Here is a 17,117-nt window from a genome sequence, read left to right as displayed (position 1 = left end):
CTCGCGCCTTCGGCTGTGACGCAAGGACCCGGCGACGCCATGCGTCGCCGGGTTTCCTGTTTCCGGAGGGGAGCGGCTTCAGATCACCGGCCTCAGATCACTGGTCTCAGATCACCGGTCGGGCGCGCTCGTCGACGTCGGCCAGGGCGGCGGCGACGATCCGCAGGCCCTCTTCCAGCTCGACCCGGTCGGCCGCCGCGCCCAGCGCCAGGCGCACGCCGGTGACCAGGCCCGGCTCGACGATCGGCGCGGCGGGCGGGGTGACCTCGGCGCCGCCGCGCAGGGCGCGGCCGGCCAGGCGCTCGGCCTCCAGCTCGCTCATCGGCAGCCACAGGTGCGGCGCGGTCGGGGTGGCAGGGCCGGAAAGGGCGTTGCCCAGGATCGAGCGGGCCAGGGCGACGCGGGCGGCGGTCTCCTCGCGGATCTCGGCCAGGATGGCGTCGGCCGTGCCGTCCTCGATCCATTGGCCGGCGATCAGCATGCCAAAGCCCGGCGGGGCGTAGGCGATGGCGCGCATGGTCTCGAGGATCCGCTCCAGGGCCGCGTCGTCGGGGGCGATCACGAAGCCGGCCCGCAGGCCCGGGGCCAGGGTCTTGGACACGCCCGAGACGTGGAACGTCCGCTCGGGCGCCAGCATGGCGAGGGGGGGCGGGGCGCTGGGCGCATAGGCGCCGTAGATGTCGTCCTCGATCAGGATCAGGTCGAGGCGGCGGGCGACCGCGACGATCGCCTCGCGCCGGGCCAGCGACATGATCCGCCCGGTGGGGTTCTGCAGGGTGGGCAGCACGGCGACCACCCGCGCGCCGGTGGCGGCGACGGCGGCTTCCAGGGCGTCGGGCCTCAGGCCCTCGTCGTCCATGGCCACGCCTTTGAGACGATAGCCGGCGTGGGCGGCCAGGGCGCGGATGCCGTGGAAGGTCGAGGCCTCGCACAGCACCGCGTCGCCCGGCCGCGCCACCGCGCCGAAGGCCAGGGCCAGGCCCTGCTGGGCGCCGGCGCAGCAGACCAGGCGTCGCCAGTCGGCGGTCTCGAAGCCAGCGCTACGGGCCAGCCACTCGGCGGCGGCGCGACGATGCCGCTCCAGCCCGGCGGCGGGCGAATAGTCCAGATGGTCGGCGAGGTCGGGGCGGCGACGCAGGCGCTGCATCGTCTCGCTGATCACCCGCGAGGCCGGCCAGTTGAGGGCGACGTTCTGGGCCAGGTTGATCGGCCCCTCGCGGCGGCGCGGCGAGCCGATCGCGCCGGGGGCGTTGACGAAGCTGCCCCGGCCGACATGGGCGCTGACCAGTCCCGCCTTCTCGGCCTCGACATAGGCGCGCGTGACGGTGCCCAGGCCCAGGCCCAGCCGGTGGGCCAGGTCGCGCTGCGGCGGCAGGCGGGTTCCGGCCGGCAGGGCGCCCGAGGCGACGTCGGCGCGCAGGGCCTCGACCAGGCGCTCGTAGATCGGCGCGTCGCCATCGGGCAGGGCGGGGGTCCAGGCGGCGGCCATCGGGCGCTCCAGCTACATTGTCACTGTATCAATATAAGTTTTGACTCATGGATCAATCAAAATCATCACCGTGACATTCCTGTCCAGGGAGGTCCCGATGACCCCGCAACTGATCCTCGCCTTCGTGCTGTTCGCCTTCGCCACCGCCGGCACGCCCGGTCCCAACAACATGATGCTGCTGGCCTCGGGCGCGAACTTCGGGTTCCGCCGCACGATCCTGCACATCCTGGGGATCAGTCTGGGCCTGGGGGCGATGGTGCTGGCCATGGGCTTTGGGCTGTCGGGCGTGTTCAAGGCCTGGCCGGTGCTGCACGAGATCCTGCGCTGGGTCGGGGCGGGCTACATGCTGTGGCTGGCCTGGAAGATCGGCACGGCCAAGGGGGTGTCTGAGCGCGAGGCCGGCGGCAAGCCGATGGGCTTCTGGGCCGCGGCCGCCTTCCAGTGGGTCAATCCCAAGGCCTGGGCCATGGCCTTGGGCGCGGTGACCACCTATGCGCCGGAGGGCGGTTCGATCCTGGTCGTGCCGATGCTGGCGGGCCTGTTCATGCTGGTCGGCGCGCCGTGCAGCGCCGCCTGGGCCGGCTTCGGCATGGCCCTGCGCCGGTTCCTCGATCGGCCGGCGGTCCTGCGCGGCTTCAACATCACCATGGCCGTGCTGCTGGTCGTGTCGCTCTACCCCACGATCTTCGGCGGCGGCCATGCGCCGAAGACCGCGCCGCGCGACCTGGCGCTGATCAGCAAGCCCCTGGTCTTCGCCTGGCGCGGTTGAGGGGTCTTGCTACTGGACTCGGCGACGACCGTCTCCCAAGCTTGGCTTCTCAAGGGGGAGAGGTGCATGCCAGACGTTGGCGAGAGGATTTTTCGACGGTTCGCCAAGCTCTTCGGAGCGCTGTGCTTCGTCTATGCGGCGGTGTGCGCGTTCAGGACGACAGCGCACACGCTGGACCCGAGCCGGTTTCCTGATGAAGGAGGTTTGGACAAGTTCCTGATCTTCATCGCCCTGGGTTATGGCCTGCGCCTGCTGGCGCGGATCGACCAGAAGCTCGACGAGCGTCTTGCAGCGCCGTCGAACTGCAAGACGGACTGACTTGCGCCGGCGCGCCGCGCGGGATCACATCGTCGGGTCCTTTGGAGTTTCCTCGATGCGTCTCGCCGCCGCCCTCGCCGCAACCGTCCTGGCGCTCGCCCCCGCCGCCTTCGCGCCTTCGGCCTGGGCCCAGGACATCAAGGTGACCGTACAGGGCCGCGACAGCATCGTGCTGACCCCGGCCGACTTCGCCGCCCTGCCGCGCGGCAAGGCGACCATGGTCGAGGGCGGCAAGAGCGCGGTCTACGAGGGCGTGCTGCTGAACGCCGCCCTGGTCCAGGCCGGCGTGGTGCACGGCGACCGGCTGATGGGCCGCTACCTGAACCAGGTGGTGATCGTGAAGGCGGCCGACGGATACACCTCGATCCTGTCGCTGGCCGAGACCGACCCGTTCTACCGCGACAATCCGGTGGTCATCGCCGACCGCAAGAACGGCCAGCCGCTGGACGCCCGCGAGGGTCCCTACCGGGTGGTGGTGGATGGCGACAGGAAGCCCTCGCGCTCGGCCAGGCAGGTGAGCGCCATCGAGGTGCGGCCGGCCTACTGAGCCTGGACAATCGACGCGAACCGGCGAAGCCTGCTCGCTAAACGATTGTGGGGCTTTCCGTGACCAAGCTTATCCTCAACCGCCGCGGCCTGCTGGCGGCGACCCTGGCCTTCGCCGCCGCGCCGGCCCTGGCGCACGCCGCGGCGGCGACTTCGACCACCACCCTCAAGGTCGGCGACCGCGACGTCGAACTGACCATCGTGCGCCCGGAGGGGCCCAAGGGCGTGGTGATCTTCTCGCACGGGGCGGGCGGCTGGCCGGCCGCCTACGGCGCCCTGTTCGATCTGTGGAGCCAGGCCGGCTTCATGGTGGTCGCGCCGCTGCACGTCGATTCCCAGAAGAACCCCAATCGCGCCGACCTGCGCACGGCCTTCCCCTTGCGCCTGGCCGACCTGGCCGCCGCCGCCGACTACGCCGCCAAGGCCGCGCCGGGCCTGCCAATGGCCTCGGCCGGCCACTCCTACGGCTCGCTGATGTCGCTGATCCGGGGCGGGGCGCTGGAGGGGATGATCCCGGCCCAGGACCCGCGCACCAAGGCCGTGCTGTGCTTCTCCAGCCCCGGCGTCATCAAGGGTCTGATCGGTCCGACCGCCTATCAGGGCGTCAAGGGACCGATGATGATGATCACCGGCGACAAGGACGTGCTGCCGGGCATGATCGAGGACTGGCATGAGCACCTCTATCCGTTCGACACCAGCGCGGCCGGGGGCAAGTACCTGTGGGTCGGCAAGGGAGTCGGCCACAGCATGTCCTACCAGCCTCAGGCGCTCGGTTTTCCCGAGGCCTCGGCGCTGAGCGTGGCCTTCCTGAAGGCCAAGGTGCTGGGCGACGCGGCCGCCGAGGCCGCGCTGGCGGCGCAGGCCTCGACGCCCCTGGCCGACTGGAAGACGCGATAGGGCTGGCGGGCGGCCCTAGGCCGCCCGCACCCGTTCCGCGCCGAGGTTCAGATAGTCGCGCTTGCCCAGCGGCACGCCGTGATGGCGCAGGATGTCGTAGGCGGTCACGACGTGGAACTGGAAGTTCGGCAGGGCGAACTCCAGCAGGTAGTCCAGCCCCGTGAAGCCCAGGGTGAGCGGCCCGGCGGGGAACACCACCTCGCGGGTCTCGGCCCCTTCGAAGGCTTCGGCCGGAACGCTTTGCACATAGGCCAGGCTGCGGGCCACGCGATCCTGCAGCTGGGCGAAGGTGGTCTCGTCGTCGGTCATGGGCGGGGCGATGCCGCCACTTAAGCGGGCCATGGCGCCGCGGGCCGCGTCGGAAGCGCGCTGGATCTGGCCGGCCAGCGGCAGCATGTCTTCGAACAGACGGGCCTGGACGAAGGCGTCCGGGTCGGCGCCGGCGGCTTCCGCATGGGCTTTCGCCTTGTCGAGCAGGTTCGACAGCGTGGTCAGGCCGCGCGTGAAGGCGGTGGCCGTGACGTGGTGGATCGAGAAGGACATGGGCGTTTCCCTGGCAGGCCGCGTCGCGCGGCCGGCTCTTCACCTAGCTAATCCCAGTCCGGTAAGTTTTCAAACGATACTGATGACGATGAGCGTCAGCAGCCGACGGCTCGGCCGCGCCTCCATTCCCTTCCCTCCGGAAAGGGCCTAGAGAAGCCGGCCCCATCCTTCAGCCGTGCGATCTCTTCCCTTGCGACTGCCCCAGGCCCGCCTCGACCAGGTTCTCGACCGTTTCCGCGAAGTGGAGGCCCGCATGGGCGCGGCCACCGACGGCGGCGAGATCGTCAAGCTCTCCAAGGAGCACGCCGAGCTGCGGCCGGTGGCCGAGGCCGTCGAGCGCCTGGCCAAGCTGAGCGCCGAGCGCGCCGAGCTGGACGAGATGGCCGCCGATCCCGAGATGGCCGCCATGGTCCGCGACGAGATCGAGGCTCTCGACGAGCGCCTGCCGATCCTGGAGCGCGAGCTGGCCTTGATGCTGGCTCCCAAGGACAAGGACGAGAACGCCTCGGCCATTCTCGAAGTGCGGGCCGGCACGGGCGGCGACGAGGCGGCCTTGTTCGCCGGCGACCTCTTCCGCATGTACCAGCGCTACGCCGTCACCCAGGGCTGGCGGGTCGAGGTCGACAGCGTCTCCGAAGGCGAGATGGGCGGCTACAAGGAAATCATCGCCTCGATCACCGGCGACGGCGTGTTCGGCCGGCTGAAGTTCGAGAGCGGCGTGCACCGGGTGCAGCGCGTGCCCGAGACCGAGGCCCAAGGCCGCATCCACACCTCGGCCGCGACGGTGGCCGTGCTGCCCGAGGCCGAGGACGTCGAGATCGACATCAAGGAAAGCGATCTGCGGATCGACACCTACCGCTCGTCCGGCGCCGGCGGCCAGCACGTCAACAAGACCGACTCGGCCGTGCGCATCACCCACTTGCCGACCGGCGTGGTGGTGACGTCGTCGGAAAAGAGCCAGCACCAGAACCGCGCCAAGGCGATGAAGAACCTGAAGGCGCGGCTCTACGACATGCAGCGCCAGGCCCTGGACGACGCCCGCTCCGACGCCCGCAAGAGCCAGGTCGGCAGCGGCGACCGCTCCGAGCGCATCCGCACCTACAACTTCCCGCAGGGCCGGGTGACGGATCACCGCATCAACCTGACCCTCTACAACCTGGCCAAGGTGATCGAAGGCGAGTCCCTGGACGACGTCATCAACCCGCTGATCGCCGAGGACCAGGCGGCGAGGCTGGCGAGCCTGGAAGACTAAGGCCCTTCTCCCCTTGCGGGAGAAGGTGTCGGCGCAAGCCGACGGATGAGGGGTTTCTCAGAAATCAGACGCCGCGAAAGCTGATCGGCTTTCGCGGCGTTTCTGTGCGTGCGACCCCTCACCCGACCTCCTTCGGAGGCCACCCTCTCCCGCAAGGGGAGAGGGATCAGATGGCTTTTTCCATCACCACGAACGCCAGATCATCCCGCAGCGGCTTGCCGAAGCGGTCGTCGCCGTGGGGGAAGGGGCGGGTTTCGCCGGTGAGGGCGTAGCCGCGGCGTTCGTACCAGGCGATCAGGGTGTCGCGGATGTGGACCACGGTCATCTGCATCCGGACCGCGCCGCGCTCGCGGGCGAAGGCCTCGCCGGCCGCCAGCAGGGTGCGGCCCAGCTGCCGGTCCTGCAGGTCGGGGCGGATGGTCAGCATGCCCAGGTACCAGACGCCCGGCTCGGCCGGCTCCAGCCAGACCGAGCCCAGGATCGGGCCTTCCGCCTCATCGCGGGCGGTCAGGATCACCGCGTCCGGCGAGGCGGCCAGATCGGCCTGCAGGCTTTCCAGGTCGATGCGCTGGCCGTCGATATAGCCAGCCTCGGTGGTCCAGCCGGCCTGGGCGCCCTGGCCGCGATAGGCGGAATTGACCAGGGCGACGAGGGCGTCGTGTTCGGCGGGGAGCGCGGGGGCGAAGATCATGACCGCGAGCTAAGCCATGGGTCGCGCGCGGCGCCAAGCCCGGGTCTTGAGGCCTCAGGGCTCGGTCGGCGGCGGTTCCTTGCGGCCCATCCGCGTCGCATGCCCCCAGTAGCGGCCGCCGATGCGTTTGACCGTGCCGGCCTCGCGCTTGATCATCTCCCAGGGATGGAAAGCCAGGCCGACGGTGTCGGCCATGGCCGCGCCGCGCGCGCCCATCGGCTTTTCGGGGCCGGTGGTGGAGTCGTGGGCGGTCTGGTGCTCGATCTCGGCGTTGAGCTCGGCCCCGATCAGCACGGTCATGATCGAAAACCACACCCAGACCATGAAGGCGATCACCGCGCCCAGCGGGCCGTAGGTGGCGTCGTAATGGGCGATGCGGTTGACGTAGAGCGAGAAGCCCAGCGAGCCGATCAGCCAGGCGGCCGCCCCGAACAGCGCGCCCAGCACCACCCAGCGCCAGCGCGGACGGGCCCGGCAGGGGGCGAAGCGGTAGAGCATGGCGAAGGCCAGGGCGGTGACCAGCCACACCGTCAGCCAGCGCAGCGGGATCCACAGGGCGGCGATCGCGCCCAGGCCCAGGCGTTCGAAGGCGATCGGCAGGGCGATCAGCACCGCGGCGATGAACACCGCATAGACCAGGGCGCACAGGGTGAAGCCGTAGGTCAGCAGGGTCTTGCCGACGAAGTGGCGTTTCTCGTCCTCGTCATAGGCGACGTTCAGCCCGTCGAAGAGCGCCTTCATGCTGGCGTTGGCGCTCCAGATCGACAGCAGCAGGCTGACCACGAAGGCCAGGCCCAGCTTGCTTCCCTCCTGGCTGGCCAGGCGCAGCATCTGCTCGCCGACGATCTGGACGACGCTGGCGGGGAAGACGGTGGCCATCTCCTGCAACTGCTTCTCCACCGCCCCGACGTCGGCGAACAGGCCGTAGAGCGAGACGAAGGCGCCGATGGCCGGGAACAGGGCCAGCAGGGTGTAGAAGGTCACGCCGCCGGCGACAGAGGGCAGCTTGTCGACGCTGATCTCGCGGGCGGTGCGCCAGAGGATGTCGCGCCAGCCGAGCAGGGGAATGCCATGGGGATGCCGGGCGGCGCGGCCGCGCCGGGGCTCGGCGGCGTCGAACTCGTCGGGCGGCATGGTCCGGTCTTCCGACAAGCCGGGCGGAGGGGCGTGGGGCTCCTCGACCGGCTCCAGCCGCTTGGGGAAGGCGAACGGCGCGACCGCCAGCAGCAGGATCCAGGGCGCGAGGTGATAGGGCCGCGTGGCCAGCCACGACCGGATGGGGCGTCGCGGCGCGGTGTCGGTCATGAACGGGTCTCCCGGGCTTGGGAAATTCGCGAGCGGGCGCTGCGTTCCTTGATCTTGCCAAGCCCCAGTTGCGCGACCACCTTGCCGCCATGCAAGCCCAGGTCGCCTCGCTCTATCGTCATCCCGTCAAGGGCTTTACGCCCGAGCGCCTGGAGGCGGCGACGCTGAGCGCGGGCGCCTGCTTCCCGTGCGACCGGCTCTATGCGGTCGAGGACGGTCCCAGCGGCTTCGACGCGGCCGCGCCGGGCCACCTGTCGAAGATGAAGTTCACCGTGCTGGCCAAGATCCCGCACGTGGCCAGGGCCCGCACGGCCTATGACGAGGAAAGCGGCGTGCTGACCGCTTCGGCCGAAGGGCTGGACGCCTTCGCCGGCGATCTACGCGGTGCGGAAGGCCGGCGCGGTTTCGAGGCCTGGCTCGCGGCCCTGCTGGGCGACGAGGCGAGAGGTCCGCTGCGGGTGCTGGAGGGGCCGGGCGCGCACCGGTTCATGGACAGCAAGTCGGGCTTCGTCTCGATCGTGAACCTGGCCAGCGTGCGCGACCTTGCCGAAAAGGTCGGGCGTCCGGTCGATCCCCTGCGCTTCCGCGCCAACCTCTATGTCGAGGGCTGGCCGGCCTGGGCCGAGAACGACTGGACGGGAAAGACGGTGAGCGTCGGCGCGGCGACCGCCCAGGTTCTCAAGCCCATCGTCCGCTGCGCGGCCACCCACGTCGACCCGATCACCGCCGAGCGCGACATCCAGGTGGTGAAGGCCCTGTTCGACAACTACGGCCACACCTTCTGCGGCATCTACCTGAACGTCACCGAGGGCGGCGCGGTGGGGCAGGGGGATGCGGTGGTGGTCGCGGCCTGAGGGCGAGCGCTCAGCGCCAGAGCGTCAGCGCGGGGTCCTCGCGCACGGGTGCGAACAGCGGATCGTCTCGCTCCATCGCCGCCCATTTCGGATTGAGGCGATGCAGGGCCGAGAGCGCCTGAACGGCCGCGGCGCGGTCGCCCATCGACATCTGCAGGCGCGCGGCCCGGCGCCAGACGCGGTCCCAGTCGCCGCCCAGGCCGATGGCGACGGCGATGTCGCTTCTGGCGGCGTCCAGACGGCCCCGGCGCGCGGCGCGCTCGGCGCCGGCCAGCCGTTCGTTGGCCTGGCGAAGGTTCAGCAGCCGGCGAAGGTCGGCGATCGGGGCGTCGGAGGCGTCCACCCGCAGGTCGACGTCGCTCCAGCCGCCCTCGACGGTGCGGACCAGAAGGGCCGCCGACATCCGCCCGGTGGTCTGGCCGCCCGCCGCCTCGCCGGCTTCCAGGGCGGCGAGCAGGCGATCGGGCAGGGGACCGGCGGTCCGCGCGAACGCCGCCCGCATCGCCTCGAGCACCTTGGCGCTTTCCAGGCCGTTGCCCTGGACGCTGTAGCCGGCCAGCGCCTGATGACCGGCCCAGGCCGAGGCGGCCGCCTTGTCGCCGGTGAAGGCGAAGGCCCGTCCGTCGGCCGCGACCACGGCGACCTGGCGCCAGCTCTGGTCCTGGTCCTCGAAGCCGCCGTCCTCGGCCAGCAGAGTGGCGACGACCTTCTGCGGATCCTGGCCCTGGGCAAGCAGGCGCAAGCCCTTGGGACCGTAGTGCGGATTGGTCTCGAACTGGGTGACGACCGCGCCGACGCCGCCCTCGGCGTAGGCCACGCTGGCGCCGACGGCCAGGTTGTTGGTGGCGACCGCCACCCCGCAGGTCTTCTGCGCGTCGCAGGCGGCGATGGAGAAGGTGGCGCTGGCGGGCGTGGCCAGGGCGACGAGGCCGCAGCCGGCGAGACCCGCGATGATCGAACGAAACACGTCGTCTTCCCCCTCAACTGCACCGCGACTGTTCGTGATCGCGTCGCCGGGTGTCACGTGAAAAGCGGTTCATGCCGAGGGGGCGGTCCATGGCAGGTCCGGACAAGCAACGGCGCATCGCCGACGCTAATCCATCTGCAATCTCGCCCTCGCCGCCGCGACGCGCTATTGGAGCCGCCATGACCCTCACTCTCGTCAAAGCCTGGAACGGCGCCAAGGAGCGCCTGAAGGAAGCCGGCATCGATCAGCCCGCCATCGACGCGCGCCTGATGCTGGAAGTCGCCGCCGGCGTCAGCCGCACGGACATCATCACCGACCCCTATCGCGAGCTGACCGCCGAGCAGGTGGCCACGCTGGACGACTACCTGGAGCGCCGCGCCCGCCGCGAGCCGGTCAGCCACATCATCGGCCGCAAGGGGTTCTGGAAGATCCTGCTGTCGGTGACCAAGGACGTGCTGACCCCGCGCCCCGAGACCGAGGTCATCGTCGACGAGGTGCTGAAGGCCTTCCCCGAGACCATGGCCTTCAACCTGCTGGACCTGGGCGTCGGCTCGGGCTCGATGCTGATGGCCATCCTGGCCGAGCGTCCGGCCGCCAAGGGCCTGGGGATCGACATCTCCGAGGAGGCCCTGGCCGTGGCGCGCGAGAACGCCGCCAACCTGGACCTCGACGGCCGCCTGGCGCTGATGCGCGGCGACTGGACGACGGGCCTGGGCGATGCGTCGTTCGACGTGGTGGTGTCCAACCCGCCCTACATCCCGACCGCCCATATCGACACCCTCGAGCCGGAAGTGCGCGACCACGAGCCGCGCCTGGCGCTGGACGGCGGGAGCGACGGCCTGAGCGCCTATCGCGCCCTGGCGCCCGAGATTCTGCGGGTGCTCAAGCCCGGCGGCCTGTTCTGCGTCGAGATCGGTTTCGACCAGTCGGCGGACGTCGAGATCCTGTTCAAGGCGGCCGGCGCGCAGAACGTGCGGACGGTCAAGGACCTCTCCACCCACGACCGCGTTGTCACGGGGTTCAAAAACCCCTTGGAAACGGCCGCGTGAGGCGCTAGACGAAAGGGGTCTCCTTCCAAATCGCCGGGTGACGGGAAGAGCGGTCGTTTCGACGGTCGCCAGACGCATCCGGCAGGCGCGAACGGCCGACGAGGCCGAAAGCCGCGCCCGATCCGGACGGAGACTCTACGGAAACCCAGGTCTCAAGAACATCGAAGGCGAGCCCGAGACGGGCCCACCCAGTCTCAAGAGACCGAATACCGATCGAGGCAAAGCTTCCCGGTCGGACAGGTTCAGAAGAGAAGATGAGAGATTTCAAGGGCATGAAGCGCCAGCGTGGCCGCAACAACCGCGGGGGCGGTGGTGGCAAGCCACAGCAGCACAACGCCAACCGGGCCTTCGATTCGAACGGTCCCGACGGCGTGAAGGTCCGCGGCGCGGCCCAGAGCGTCTATGAAAAGTACCAGCAGCTGGCCCGCGACGCCTCGTCGTCCGGCGACCGGGTGCTGGCCGAGAACTACCTGCAGCACGCCGAGCACTATTTCCGTGTGCTGCGCGCCATCCAGCCGAATCGTTCGGTCAGCGACATCATCGGCAAGGACGCCTACTCGGCGTACGAGATCGACTTCGAGGCCGAGCCGGAAGAAGTCGTCGAGGCCCCGGCCGCCGTCGAGACGCCCGCCGAGGGCGCTGAAGGCGGCGAGGGCGGCGAAGGTCAGGGCGAACAACGCCGCGACCGTAACCGCGACCGCTTCGAGAACCGTGACCGCGATCGCAACCGCGACGACCGTCCCCGCGACGGCCAGGGCCAGGGCGAACAGCGCCGCGACCGTTGGCGCGACCGCGACGACCGCGACCGCAGCCGCGACGACCGTCCCCGTGATGATCGCCCGCGCGATGATCGTCCCCGTGACGACCGCCCGCGTGACGACCGTCCCCGCGAAGACCGCTTCCGCGACCGCGACGATCGCCCCCGGGATGACCGTCCTCGCGACGACCGTCCCCGCGAAGAGCGCCAGCCGCGTGAAGAGCGTCCGGCGGCCGAAGGCGGCGAATTCCAGGGCGAGGCCCGCGAAGGCCGCCGCTCGCGCCGCGACCGGGATCGTGACCGCAATCGCGACCGTGACCGCGGCGAGCGTGATCCGCTGGCCGTGATCGAGCCGGAAGCCGCCCCGCTGGGCGGCGGCGAGGCCTCGGTGAGCGAAAGCTCGCCGGTGCTGCGCGGCCAGGACGGCGCGGTCAGCCACGCCCCGGCGTTCCTCGGCCGCAAGTCCGAGCCGAAGGCCGCCAAGGTCGAGGCCGAAGCCGCTCCGGCGGCCGAGACCCCCGCCGCTCCGGCCCCCGAGGCCGCCGGCGAAGAGGTCAAGAAGCCCCGTCGTCGCCGCGCCCCGCGCAGCTTCGAAGGCGGCGACGCTCCGGCTTCGGAATCCGAAGAAGCTTGAGACATCCTCCGCCCATTTCAAGGCTTGGAGCGCGCCTTGGCGCGCTCAGGGCCTTGGCTATTGCTAAACCCATAGGCTAGGCTCTCCTGGACGACAGGAGAGCCGGCCATGGGCGGGCGTGGAGCTAAGGCCGGCGGCGCGGGCGAAGAGGCCCGCTATCGCGCCATCGTCGATACGGCGGTGGACGCGATCGTCGTGATCGACGAGCACGGCCGCATCGAGGCGTTCAATCCCGCCGCCGAGCGGCTGTTCGGTTACACCGCCGCCGATATGATCGGGTCCAACGTCAAGGCCCTGATGCCCGAGCCGCATCACGCGGGGCACGACGGCTATCTCGAGACCTACCGCGCCACCGGCGAGCGCCGGATCATCGGCATCGGCCGCGAGGTGTTCGGCCGCCGGCAGGACGGCTCGACCTTTCCCCTCGAACTTTCGATCGCCGAATGGCGCTCGGGCGGCCGGCGGTTCTTCACCGGCGTGATGCGCGACGTCACCGAGCGCAAGCGGACCGAGGAGCTGCAGAGGCTGCTGGTCAACGAGCTCAATCACCGGGTCAAGAACACCCTGGCCACCGTGCAGTCGGTGGCCGGCCAGACCCTGCGCAACGCCGCCGACCTGGGCGACGCCCGCGAGTCCCTGACCACCCGCCTGCTGGCCCTGGCCCGCACCCACGACATCCTGACCCGCGAAAGCTGGGAGGGCGCGGACCTGCGCGACATCATGGCCGGGCTGATCGAGTCCTATGGCGACGCCACGCGCTTCACCCTGTCGGGACCCTCGGTGCGGCTGTCGCCGAAGACCGCCCTGTCGCTGTCGCTGGCCCTGCACGAGCTGATGACCAACGCCACCAAGTACGGCGCCCTTTCCACCCCCGCCGGCCAGGTCACGATCGGCTGGAGCCGGGAAGGCGAGGGCGATGACGAGCGCCTGCGGCTGGGCTGGAAGGAGAGCGGCGGGCCGCTGGTCTCCCCGCCCGAGCGCCAGGGCTTCGGCAGCCGCCTGATCACCCGGGGCCTGGCCCTGGAACTCGATGGCGAGGCGACCCTGGACTACCAGCCCGACGGGGTGGCCTGCGCCATCGTCGCCCGTCTTCGTCGCAAGCCGGCCGCCAACGCCGTACCGGCCCGAGGAGCCGCCTGAATGCGCGTTCTGATCGTCGAGGACGAGATCATGGTGGCGATGCTGGTCGAGGACCTGCTGACCGACCTGGGCTGCGAGGTCACCGGCCCCGCCGTCTCTGCCGAGACCGCCGTCGAGGCCGCGCGGCGCGAGCAGGTCGACTTCGCCCTGCTCGACGTCAATCTGGACGGCGGCACCTCGTTCGCGGCCGCCGACGTGCTGCGCGAGCGCGGCGTGCCCTTCGCCTTCGTCACCGGCTATGGCGACCAGGGCGTGCGGGCCGACCTGCGCGACGCGCCGATCCTCAGCAAGCCGGTCGATCCCAAGCACCTGGCGCGGACCATCGCCGCGGCGCGCTGAGGGCGCCCCCTCCGACCCTTCGGGCCACCTCCCCCGGAGGGAGAGGATCTTTGTTGCGCGCCGCGACCTCAGTGCCTTAAGTCGGCGTCCCGACAACAATAACGCGTGCCGCCCATGCGCCTTCGCCCGTCGCTTGTCCTGATCGCCGGCCTGATGCTGTCCGGCTGCGCCTACAACGCCGAGCTCGGTCGCGACCAGTTCGCCGTCGTCGACGATGCGGCCCTGGCCCGTTCGGGCGAGCAGGCGTGGGGCCAGGCGCTGCGCACCGGCAAGATCTCGCAGGACCCCCGGCTGAACGCCCGGGTCGAGCGGGTGGGCCAGCGAGTGGTCACGGCCGCGGGCCTGGCTGATCGTCCGTGGGACTATGTGGTGTTCGACAACCCCGTGCCCAACGCCTTCGTACTGCCGGGCGGCCATGTGGGCGTCAATTCGGGGCTGGTGCAACTGGTCGACAACGACGACCAGCTGGCCGCCGTGCTGGGTCACGAGGCGGCCCACGTCGTCGCCCGTCACGCGGCCGAGCGCTATTCGCAGCAGATGAGCACGCAGTTGGTGCTGGCCATCGCCCAGGCCGCGGCCGGAGGCGGGGGCAGCGACGGCGGCAAGGCCGTTTCGGCCCTGGGCGGGGCGGGGGCTCAGGTCGGCTTCCTGCTGCCGTTCTCGCGGAAACATGAGCTGGAGGCCGACCGCCTGGGCGTCGACTTCATGCAGCGCGCCGGCTACCGGCCGCGCGAGGCCGTGGTCCTGTGGCGCAAGATGCAGGCCCAGGGCGGTTCGAACCGCGCCGAGTTCACCTCGACCCACCCGTCGGACGCCACCCGCATCCAGGCCCTGGAAACTTATATCGCCAGCCGGGGCTGGTGACGCCTTGTGTGGCCTGAAGGTCACACTACATCCCCTGACAGGTCGGGCTGCGCTCATCGGAGGCGGCCTGGTCTGATCCGCCTAACAAGGGGACGTTCAGAGTGAAGATCGACATCTATTCCGACCGCGCCAAGCAGGCCGTGCAGTCCGCGCAGAGCCTGGCCCTGGCCCGTGGTCACCAGCAGCTCGGGCCCGAACACCTTCTGAAGGTGCTGCTGGAAGAAAAGGACGGGCTTTCGCGCACCATCATCGTCAACGCCGGCGGTCGCCCCGACGCGGCCGACGCGGCTGTGGACGCGATCCTGGCCAAGAACCCGCGCGTCGACGGCGCCGGCGGCCAGCTCTACATGAAGCCCGACACCGCCCGGGTGTTCGCCACCGCCGAGGACGGCGCCAAGAAGGCCGGCGACGCCTTCGTCACCACCGAGCGCCTGCTGGTCGCCATCGCCAAGGACGGCGCGGACAGCGCCAAGGTGCTGAAGGACGCCGGCGTCTCGGCCCAGAGCCTGGAGACCGCCGCCGCCGCTCTGCGCAAGGGCCGCACCGCCGACAGCGCCAACGCCGAGGAAGGCTATGACGCGCTCAAGCGTTACGCTCGCGACCTGACGGCGGCCGCCCGCGACGGCAAGATCGACCCGGTGATCGGCCGCGACGAAGAGATCCGCCGCACCATCCAGGTCCTGTCGCGCCGCACCAAGAACAATCCCGTCCTGATCGGCGAGCCCGGCGTTGGCAAGACCGCCATCGTCGAAGGACTCGCGCAGCGCATCGTCAACGGCGACGTGCCCGAGAGCCTGAAGGACAAGAAGCTCCTGTCGCTCGACATGGGCAGCCTGATCGCCGGCGCGAAGTATCGCGGCGAGTTCGAGGAGCGGCTGAAGGCCGTGCTCGGCGAGGTCACGGCCGCCGAGGGCTCGATCATCCTGTTCATCGACGAAATGCACACGCTGGTCGGCGCGGGGAAGAGCGACGGGGCGATGGACGCCTCGAACCTGCTCAAGCCCGCCCTGGCGCGCGGCGAGCTGCACTGCGTCGGCGCCACCACGCTCGACGAGTACCGCAAGCACGTCGAAAAGGACGCCGCTCTGGCGCGTCGTTTCCAGCCGGTGTTCGTGCAGGAGCCGACGGTGGAGGACACCGTCTCGATCCTGCGCGGCCTGAAGGAGAAGTACGAGGTCCACCACGGGGTGCGGATCAGCGACAGCGCCATCGTGGCCGCCGCGACGCTCAGCAACCGCTACATCGCCGACCGCTTCCTGCCCGACAAGGCCATCGACCTGGTGGACGAGGCGGCCAGCCGCGTGCGCATGGCGATCGACAGCAAGCCCGAGGAGCTCGACGAGATCGACCGCCGCCTGGTGCAGCTGAAGATCGAGCGCGAGGCCCTGTCCAAGGAAACCGACGCCGCCTCCAAGCAGCGCCTGGAGAACCTGGAGGTCGAGATCGACGACCTGCAGTTCCGGTCGGACGAGATGACCGCCCGCTGGAAGGCCGAGAAGGACAAGGTCGGCGGCGCCGCCCAGGCGCGCGAGGCTCTGGACCGCCTGCGCGCCGACCTGGCCAACGCCCAGCGCGCCGGCGACTTCGCCCGCGCCGGCCAGCTTCAGTACGGCGAGATCCCGGCGCTGGAAAAGCGCCTGGCCGACGCCGAGGCCGGCGAGACCGGCGGGGAGAAGGCCCTGACGCCGGAAGTCGTCGACGCCGAGCAGATCGCCGCCGTCGTCAGCCGCTGGACCGGCGTGCCGGTCGAGAAGATGCTGGAAGGCGAGCGCGAGAAGCTGCTGCAGATGGAGGTCGCCCTGCGCTCGCGCGTCGTCGGCCAGGACGAGGCCCTTGAGGCGGTGTCCGACGCCGTCCGCCGCGCCCGCGCCGGCCTGCACGACCCCACGCGCCCGATCGGCTCGTTCCTGTTCCTAGGTCCGACGGGCGTGGGCAAGACCGAGCTGACCAAGGCCCTGGCCGAGTTCATGTTCGCCGACGAGCATGCGATCACCCGCATGGACATGTCGGAATACATGGAGAAGCACTCGGTCAGCCGTCTGATCGGGGCGCCTCCCGGCTATGTCGGCTACGACGAGGGCGGGGCGCTGACGGAGGCTATCCGTCGCCGTCCGTACCAGGTGGTGCTGTTCGACGAGATCGAGAAGGCCCACCCGGACGTCTTCAACGTCCTGCTCCAGGTGCTGGACGACGGTCGCCTGACCGACGGCCAGGGCCGCACGGTCGACTTCCGCAACACGATCATCATCATGACCTCCAACCTCGGCGCCGAGTTCCTGGCCAACCAGGAGGACGGGGCCGACGTGGAAGAGGTCCGGCCCCTGGTCATGACCACGGTGCGCGGTCACTTCCGTCCGGAGTTCCTGAACCGGATCGACGAGATCATCCTGTTCAAGCGGCTCGACCGCTCGAACATGAGCGACATCGTCCGCATCCAGCTGGGCCGGGTGGAGAAGCTGCTGGCCGATCGCCGCATGAGCCTGGCGCTGGACGCCGGCGCCCTGCAATGGCTGGCCGACAAGGGCTACGACCCGGTCTATGGCGCGCGCCCCCTCAAGCGCGTGATCCAGAAGGAGCTGGTCGATCCGATCGCCCGCCGCCTGCTGGCCGGCGAGCTTGAGGACGGCGGCGTCATCGCGGTGGGAGCGGATGCCGAGGGCCTGTCCTTCGGCCGGGCGACCTTGCAATAGGCTCTGGGCAGTA

At 70.3% G+C, this 17,117-nt stretch carries 17 protein-coding genes; 12 read left to right on the top strand and 5 right to left on the bottom strand.

Features of this window, described 5'->3' with window-relative positions; genetic code table 11:
* Positions 1 to 106: 106 nt before the first annotated feature.
* Positions 107 to 1,489, bottom strand: a complete 1,383-nt coding sequence (locus AC1RRS_RS01910; RefSeq protein WP_492853705.1) for an aminotransferase-like domain-containing protein — start codon at positions 1,487 to 1,489, stop codon at positions 107 to 109.
* A 97-nt stretch (positions 1,490 to 1,586) separates the two neighbouring features.
* Here AC1RRS_RS01910 and AC1RRS_RS01905 point away from each other — a divergent pair, with 97 nt between their 5' ends.
* The 4 genes from AC1RRS_RS01905 (at position 1,587) to AC1RRS_RS01890 (ending at position 4,019) form a co-directional block, all read left to right on the top strand.
* A complete protein-coding gene (locus AC1RRS_RS01905; RefSeq protein ID WP_492853704.1) occupies positions 1,587 to 2,258 on the top strand; it encodes a LysE family translocator in 672 nt (223 codons plus the stop codon).
* 66 nt (positions 2,259 to 2,324) lie between these two features.
* Entirely contained in the window at positions 2,325 to 2,576 is a 252-nt protein-coding gene (locus AC1RRS_RS01900) for a hypothetical protein (RefSeq protein WP_492853703.1), read from the top strand.
* Between the two features lie 55 nt (positions 2,577 to 2,631).
* Positions 2,632 to 3,123 (top strand): molybdopterin-dependent oxidoreductase, encoded by a 492-nt coding sequence (locus AC1RRS_RS01895; protein WP_492853702.1) that lies wholly within the window; start codon positions 2,632 to 2,634, stop codon positions 3,121 to 3,123.
* A 59-nt stretch (positions 3,124 to 3,182) separates the two neighbouring features.
* Complete coding sequence (locus AC1RRS_RS01890) at positions 3,183 to 4,019, top strand: alpha/beta hydrolase (RefSeq protein ID WP_492853701.1); 837 nt, start codon at positions 3,183 to 3,185, stop codon at positions 4,017 to 4,019.
* Positions 4,020 to 4,034: 15 nt separating this feature from the next.
* On the opposite strand, the gene AC1RRS_RS01885 is transcribed toward AC1RRS_RS01890, so the two are convergent.
* Positions 4,035 to 4,562, bottom strand: coding sequence for a DUF1993 domain-containing protein (locus AC1RRS_RS01885; RefSeq protein ID WP_492853700.1), 528 nt, complete (start codon positions 4,560 to 4,562; stop codon positions 4,035 to 4,037).
* 190 nt (positions 4,563 to 4,752) lie between these two features.
* On the opposite strand from AC1RRS_RS01885, the gene prfA reads away from it, so the two are divergent.
* Positions 4,753 to 5,814 (top strand): peptide chain release factor 1, encoded by a 1,062-nt coding sequence (prfA, locus tag AC1RRS_RS01880; protein ID WP_487288110.1) that lies wholly within the window; start codon positions 4,753 to 4,755, stop codon positions 5,812 to 5,814.
* Positions 5,815 to 5,980: 166 nt separating this feature from the next.
* On the opposite strand, the gene AC1RRS_RS01875 is transcribed toward prfA, so the two are convergent.
* On the bottom strand, positions 5,981 to 6,505 hold the full coding sequence (locus tag AC1RRS_RS01875) for a GNAT family N-acetyltransferase (RefSeq protein WP_492853699.1): 525 nt from the start codon (positions 6,503 to 6,505) through the stop codon (positions 5,981 to 5,983).
* 54 nt (positions 6,506 to 6,559) lie between these two features.
* Complete coding sequence (locus AC1RRS_RS01870) at positions 6,560 to 7,810, bottom strand: YihY/virulence factor BrkB family protein (RefSeq protein ID WP_492853698.1); 1,251 nt, start codon at positions 7,808 to 7,810, stop codon at positions 6,560 to 6,562.
* A gap of 89 nt (positions 7,811 to 7,899) precedes the next feature.
* Here AC1RRS_RS01870 and AC1RRS_RS01865 point away from each other — a divergent pair, with 89 nt between their 5' ends.
* Entirely contained in the window at positions 7,900 to 8,664 is a 765-nt protein-coding gene (locus tag AC1RRS_RS01865; RefSeq protein WP_492853995.1) for an MOSC domain-containing protein, read from the top strand.
* Between the two features lie 10 nt (positions 8,665 to 8,674).
* Here the strand turns inward: AC1RRS_RS01865 and AC1RRS_RS01860 are convergent, their stop codons facing one another.
* Positions 8,675 to 9,631: a DUF1028 domain-containing protein gene (locus AC1RRS_RS01860; protein ID WP_492853697.1), complete on the bottom strand. Its 957-nt coding sequence runs from the start codon at positions 9,629 to 9,631 to the stop codon at positions 8,675 to 8,677.
* A 179-nt stretch (positions 9,632 to 9,810) separates the two neighbouring features.
* On the opposite strand from AC1RRS_RS01860, the gene prmC reads away from it, so the two are divergent.
* From prmC to clpB, 6 genes are all read left to right on the top strand, one after another.
* On the top strand, positions 9,811 to 10,680 hold the full coding sequence (gene prmC / locus AC1RRS_RS01855; protein ID WP_487288115.1) for a peptide chain release factor N(5)-glutamine methyltransferase: 870 nt from the start codon (positions 9,811 to 9,813) through the stop codon (positions 10,678 to 10,680).
* 254 nt (positions 10,681 to 10,934) lie between these two features.
* On the top strand, positions 10,935 to 12,071 hold the full coding sequence (locus AC1RRS_RS01850) for a DUF4167 domain-containing protein (protein ID WP_492853696.1): 1,137 nt from the start codon (positions 10,935 to 10,937) through the stop codon (positions 12,069 to 12,071).
* A gap of 108 nt (positions 12,072 to 12,179) precedes the next feature.
* Entirely contained in the window at positions 12,180 to 13,211 is a 1,032-nt protein-coding gene (locus tag AC1RRS_RS01845) for a sensor histidine kinase (RefSeq protein WP_492853695.1), read from the top strand.
* Positions 13,212 to 13,550 carry a response regulator gene (locus AC1RRS_RS01840; protein ID WP_487288118.1) on the top strand — a complete coding sequence of 113 codons (339 nt, stop codon included), beginning with the start codon at positions 13,212 to 13,214 and terminating at the stop codon, positions 13,548 to 13,550.
* Positions 13,551 to 13,664: 114 nt separating this feature from the next.
* Entirely contained in the window at positions 13,665 to 14,414 is a 750-nt protein-coding gene (locus tag AC1RRS_RS01835) for a M48 family metallopeptidase (RefSeq protein ID WP_492853694.1), read from the top strand.
* Between the two features lie 101 nt (positions 14,415 to 14,515).
* Positions 14,516 to 17,104 (top strand): ATP-dependent chaperone ClpB, encoded by a 2,589-nt coding sequence (gene clpB, locus AC1RRS_RS01830; protein WP_492853693.1) that lies wholly within the window; start codon positions 14,516 to 14,518, stop codon positions 17,102 to 17,104.
* Positions 17,105 to 17,117 lie beyond the last annotated feature (13 nt).

It is taken from the genome of Caulobacter sp. GW821-FHT12A07 (genome assembly GCF_058807655.1).
This window is presented reverse-complemented; position numbering and strand designations above follow the sequence as displayed.

Coding starts and splice junctions, on each gene's coding strand:
- AC1RRS_RS01910 (WP_492853705.1), bottom strand. CDS start 1,489: ATGGCCGCCGCCTGGACCCCCGCCCTGCCCGATGGCGACGCGCCGATC.
- AC1RRS_RS01905 (WP_492853704.1), top strand. CDS start 1,587: ATGACCCCGCAACTGATCCTCGCCTTCGTGCTGTTCGCCTTCGCCACC.
- AC1RRS_RS01900 (WP_492853703.1), top strand. CDS start 2,325: ATGCCAGACGTTGGCGAGAGGATTTTTCGACGGTTCGCCAAGCTCTTC.
- AC1RRS_RS01895 (WP_492853702.1), top strand. CDS start 2,632: ATGCGTCTCGCCGCCGCCCTCGCCGCAACCGTCCTGGCGCTCGCCCCC.
- AC1RRS_RS01885 (WP_492853700.1), bottom strand. CDS start 4,562: ATGTCCTTCTCGATCCACCACGTCACGGCCACCGCCTTCACGCGCGGC.
- AC1RRS_RS01875 (WP_492853699.1), bottom strand. CDS start 6,505: ATGATCTTCGCCCCCGCGCTCCCCGCCGAACACGACGCCCTCGTCGCC.
- AC1RRS_RS01870 (WP_492853698.1), bottom strand. CDS start 7,810: ATGACCGACACCGCGCCGCGACGCCCCATCCGGTCGTGGCTGGCCACG.
- AC1RRS_RS01865 (WP_492853995.1), top strand. CDS start 7,900: ATGCAAGCCCAGGTCGCCTCGCTCTATCGTCATCCCGTCAAGGGCTTT.
- prmC (WP_487288115.1), top strand. CDS start 9,811: ATGACCCTCACTCTCGTCAAAGCCTGGAACGGCGCCAAGGAGCGCCTG.
- AC1RRS_RS01850 (WP_492853696.1), top strand. CDS start 10,935: ATGAGAGATTTCAAGGGCATGAAGCGCCAGCGTGGCCGCAACAACCGC.
- AC1RRS_RS01845 (WP_492853695.1), top strand. CDS start 12,180: ATGGGCGGGCGTGGAGCTAAGGCCGGCGGCGCGGGCGAAGAGGCCCGC.
- AC1RRS_RS01840 (WP_487288118.1), top strand. CDS start 13,212: ATGCGCGTTCTGATCGTCGAGGACGAGATCATGGTGGCGATGCTGGTC.
- AC1RRS_RS01835 (WP_492853694.1), top strand. CDS start 13,665: ATGCGCCTTCGCCCGTCGCTTGTCCTGATCGCCGGCCTGATGCTGTCC.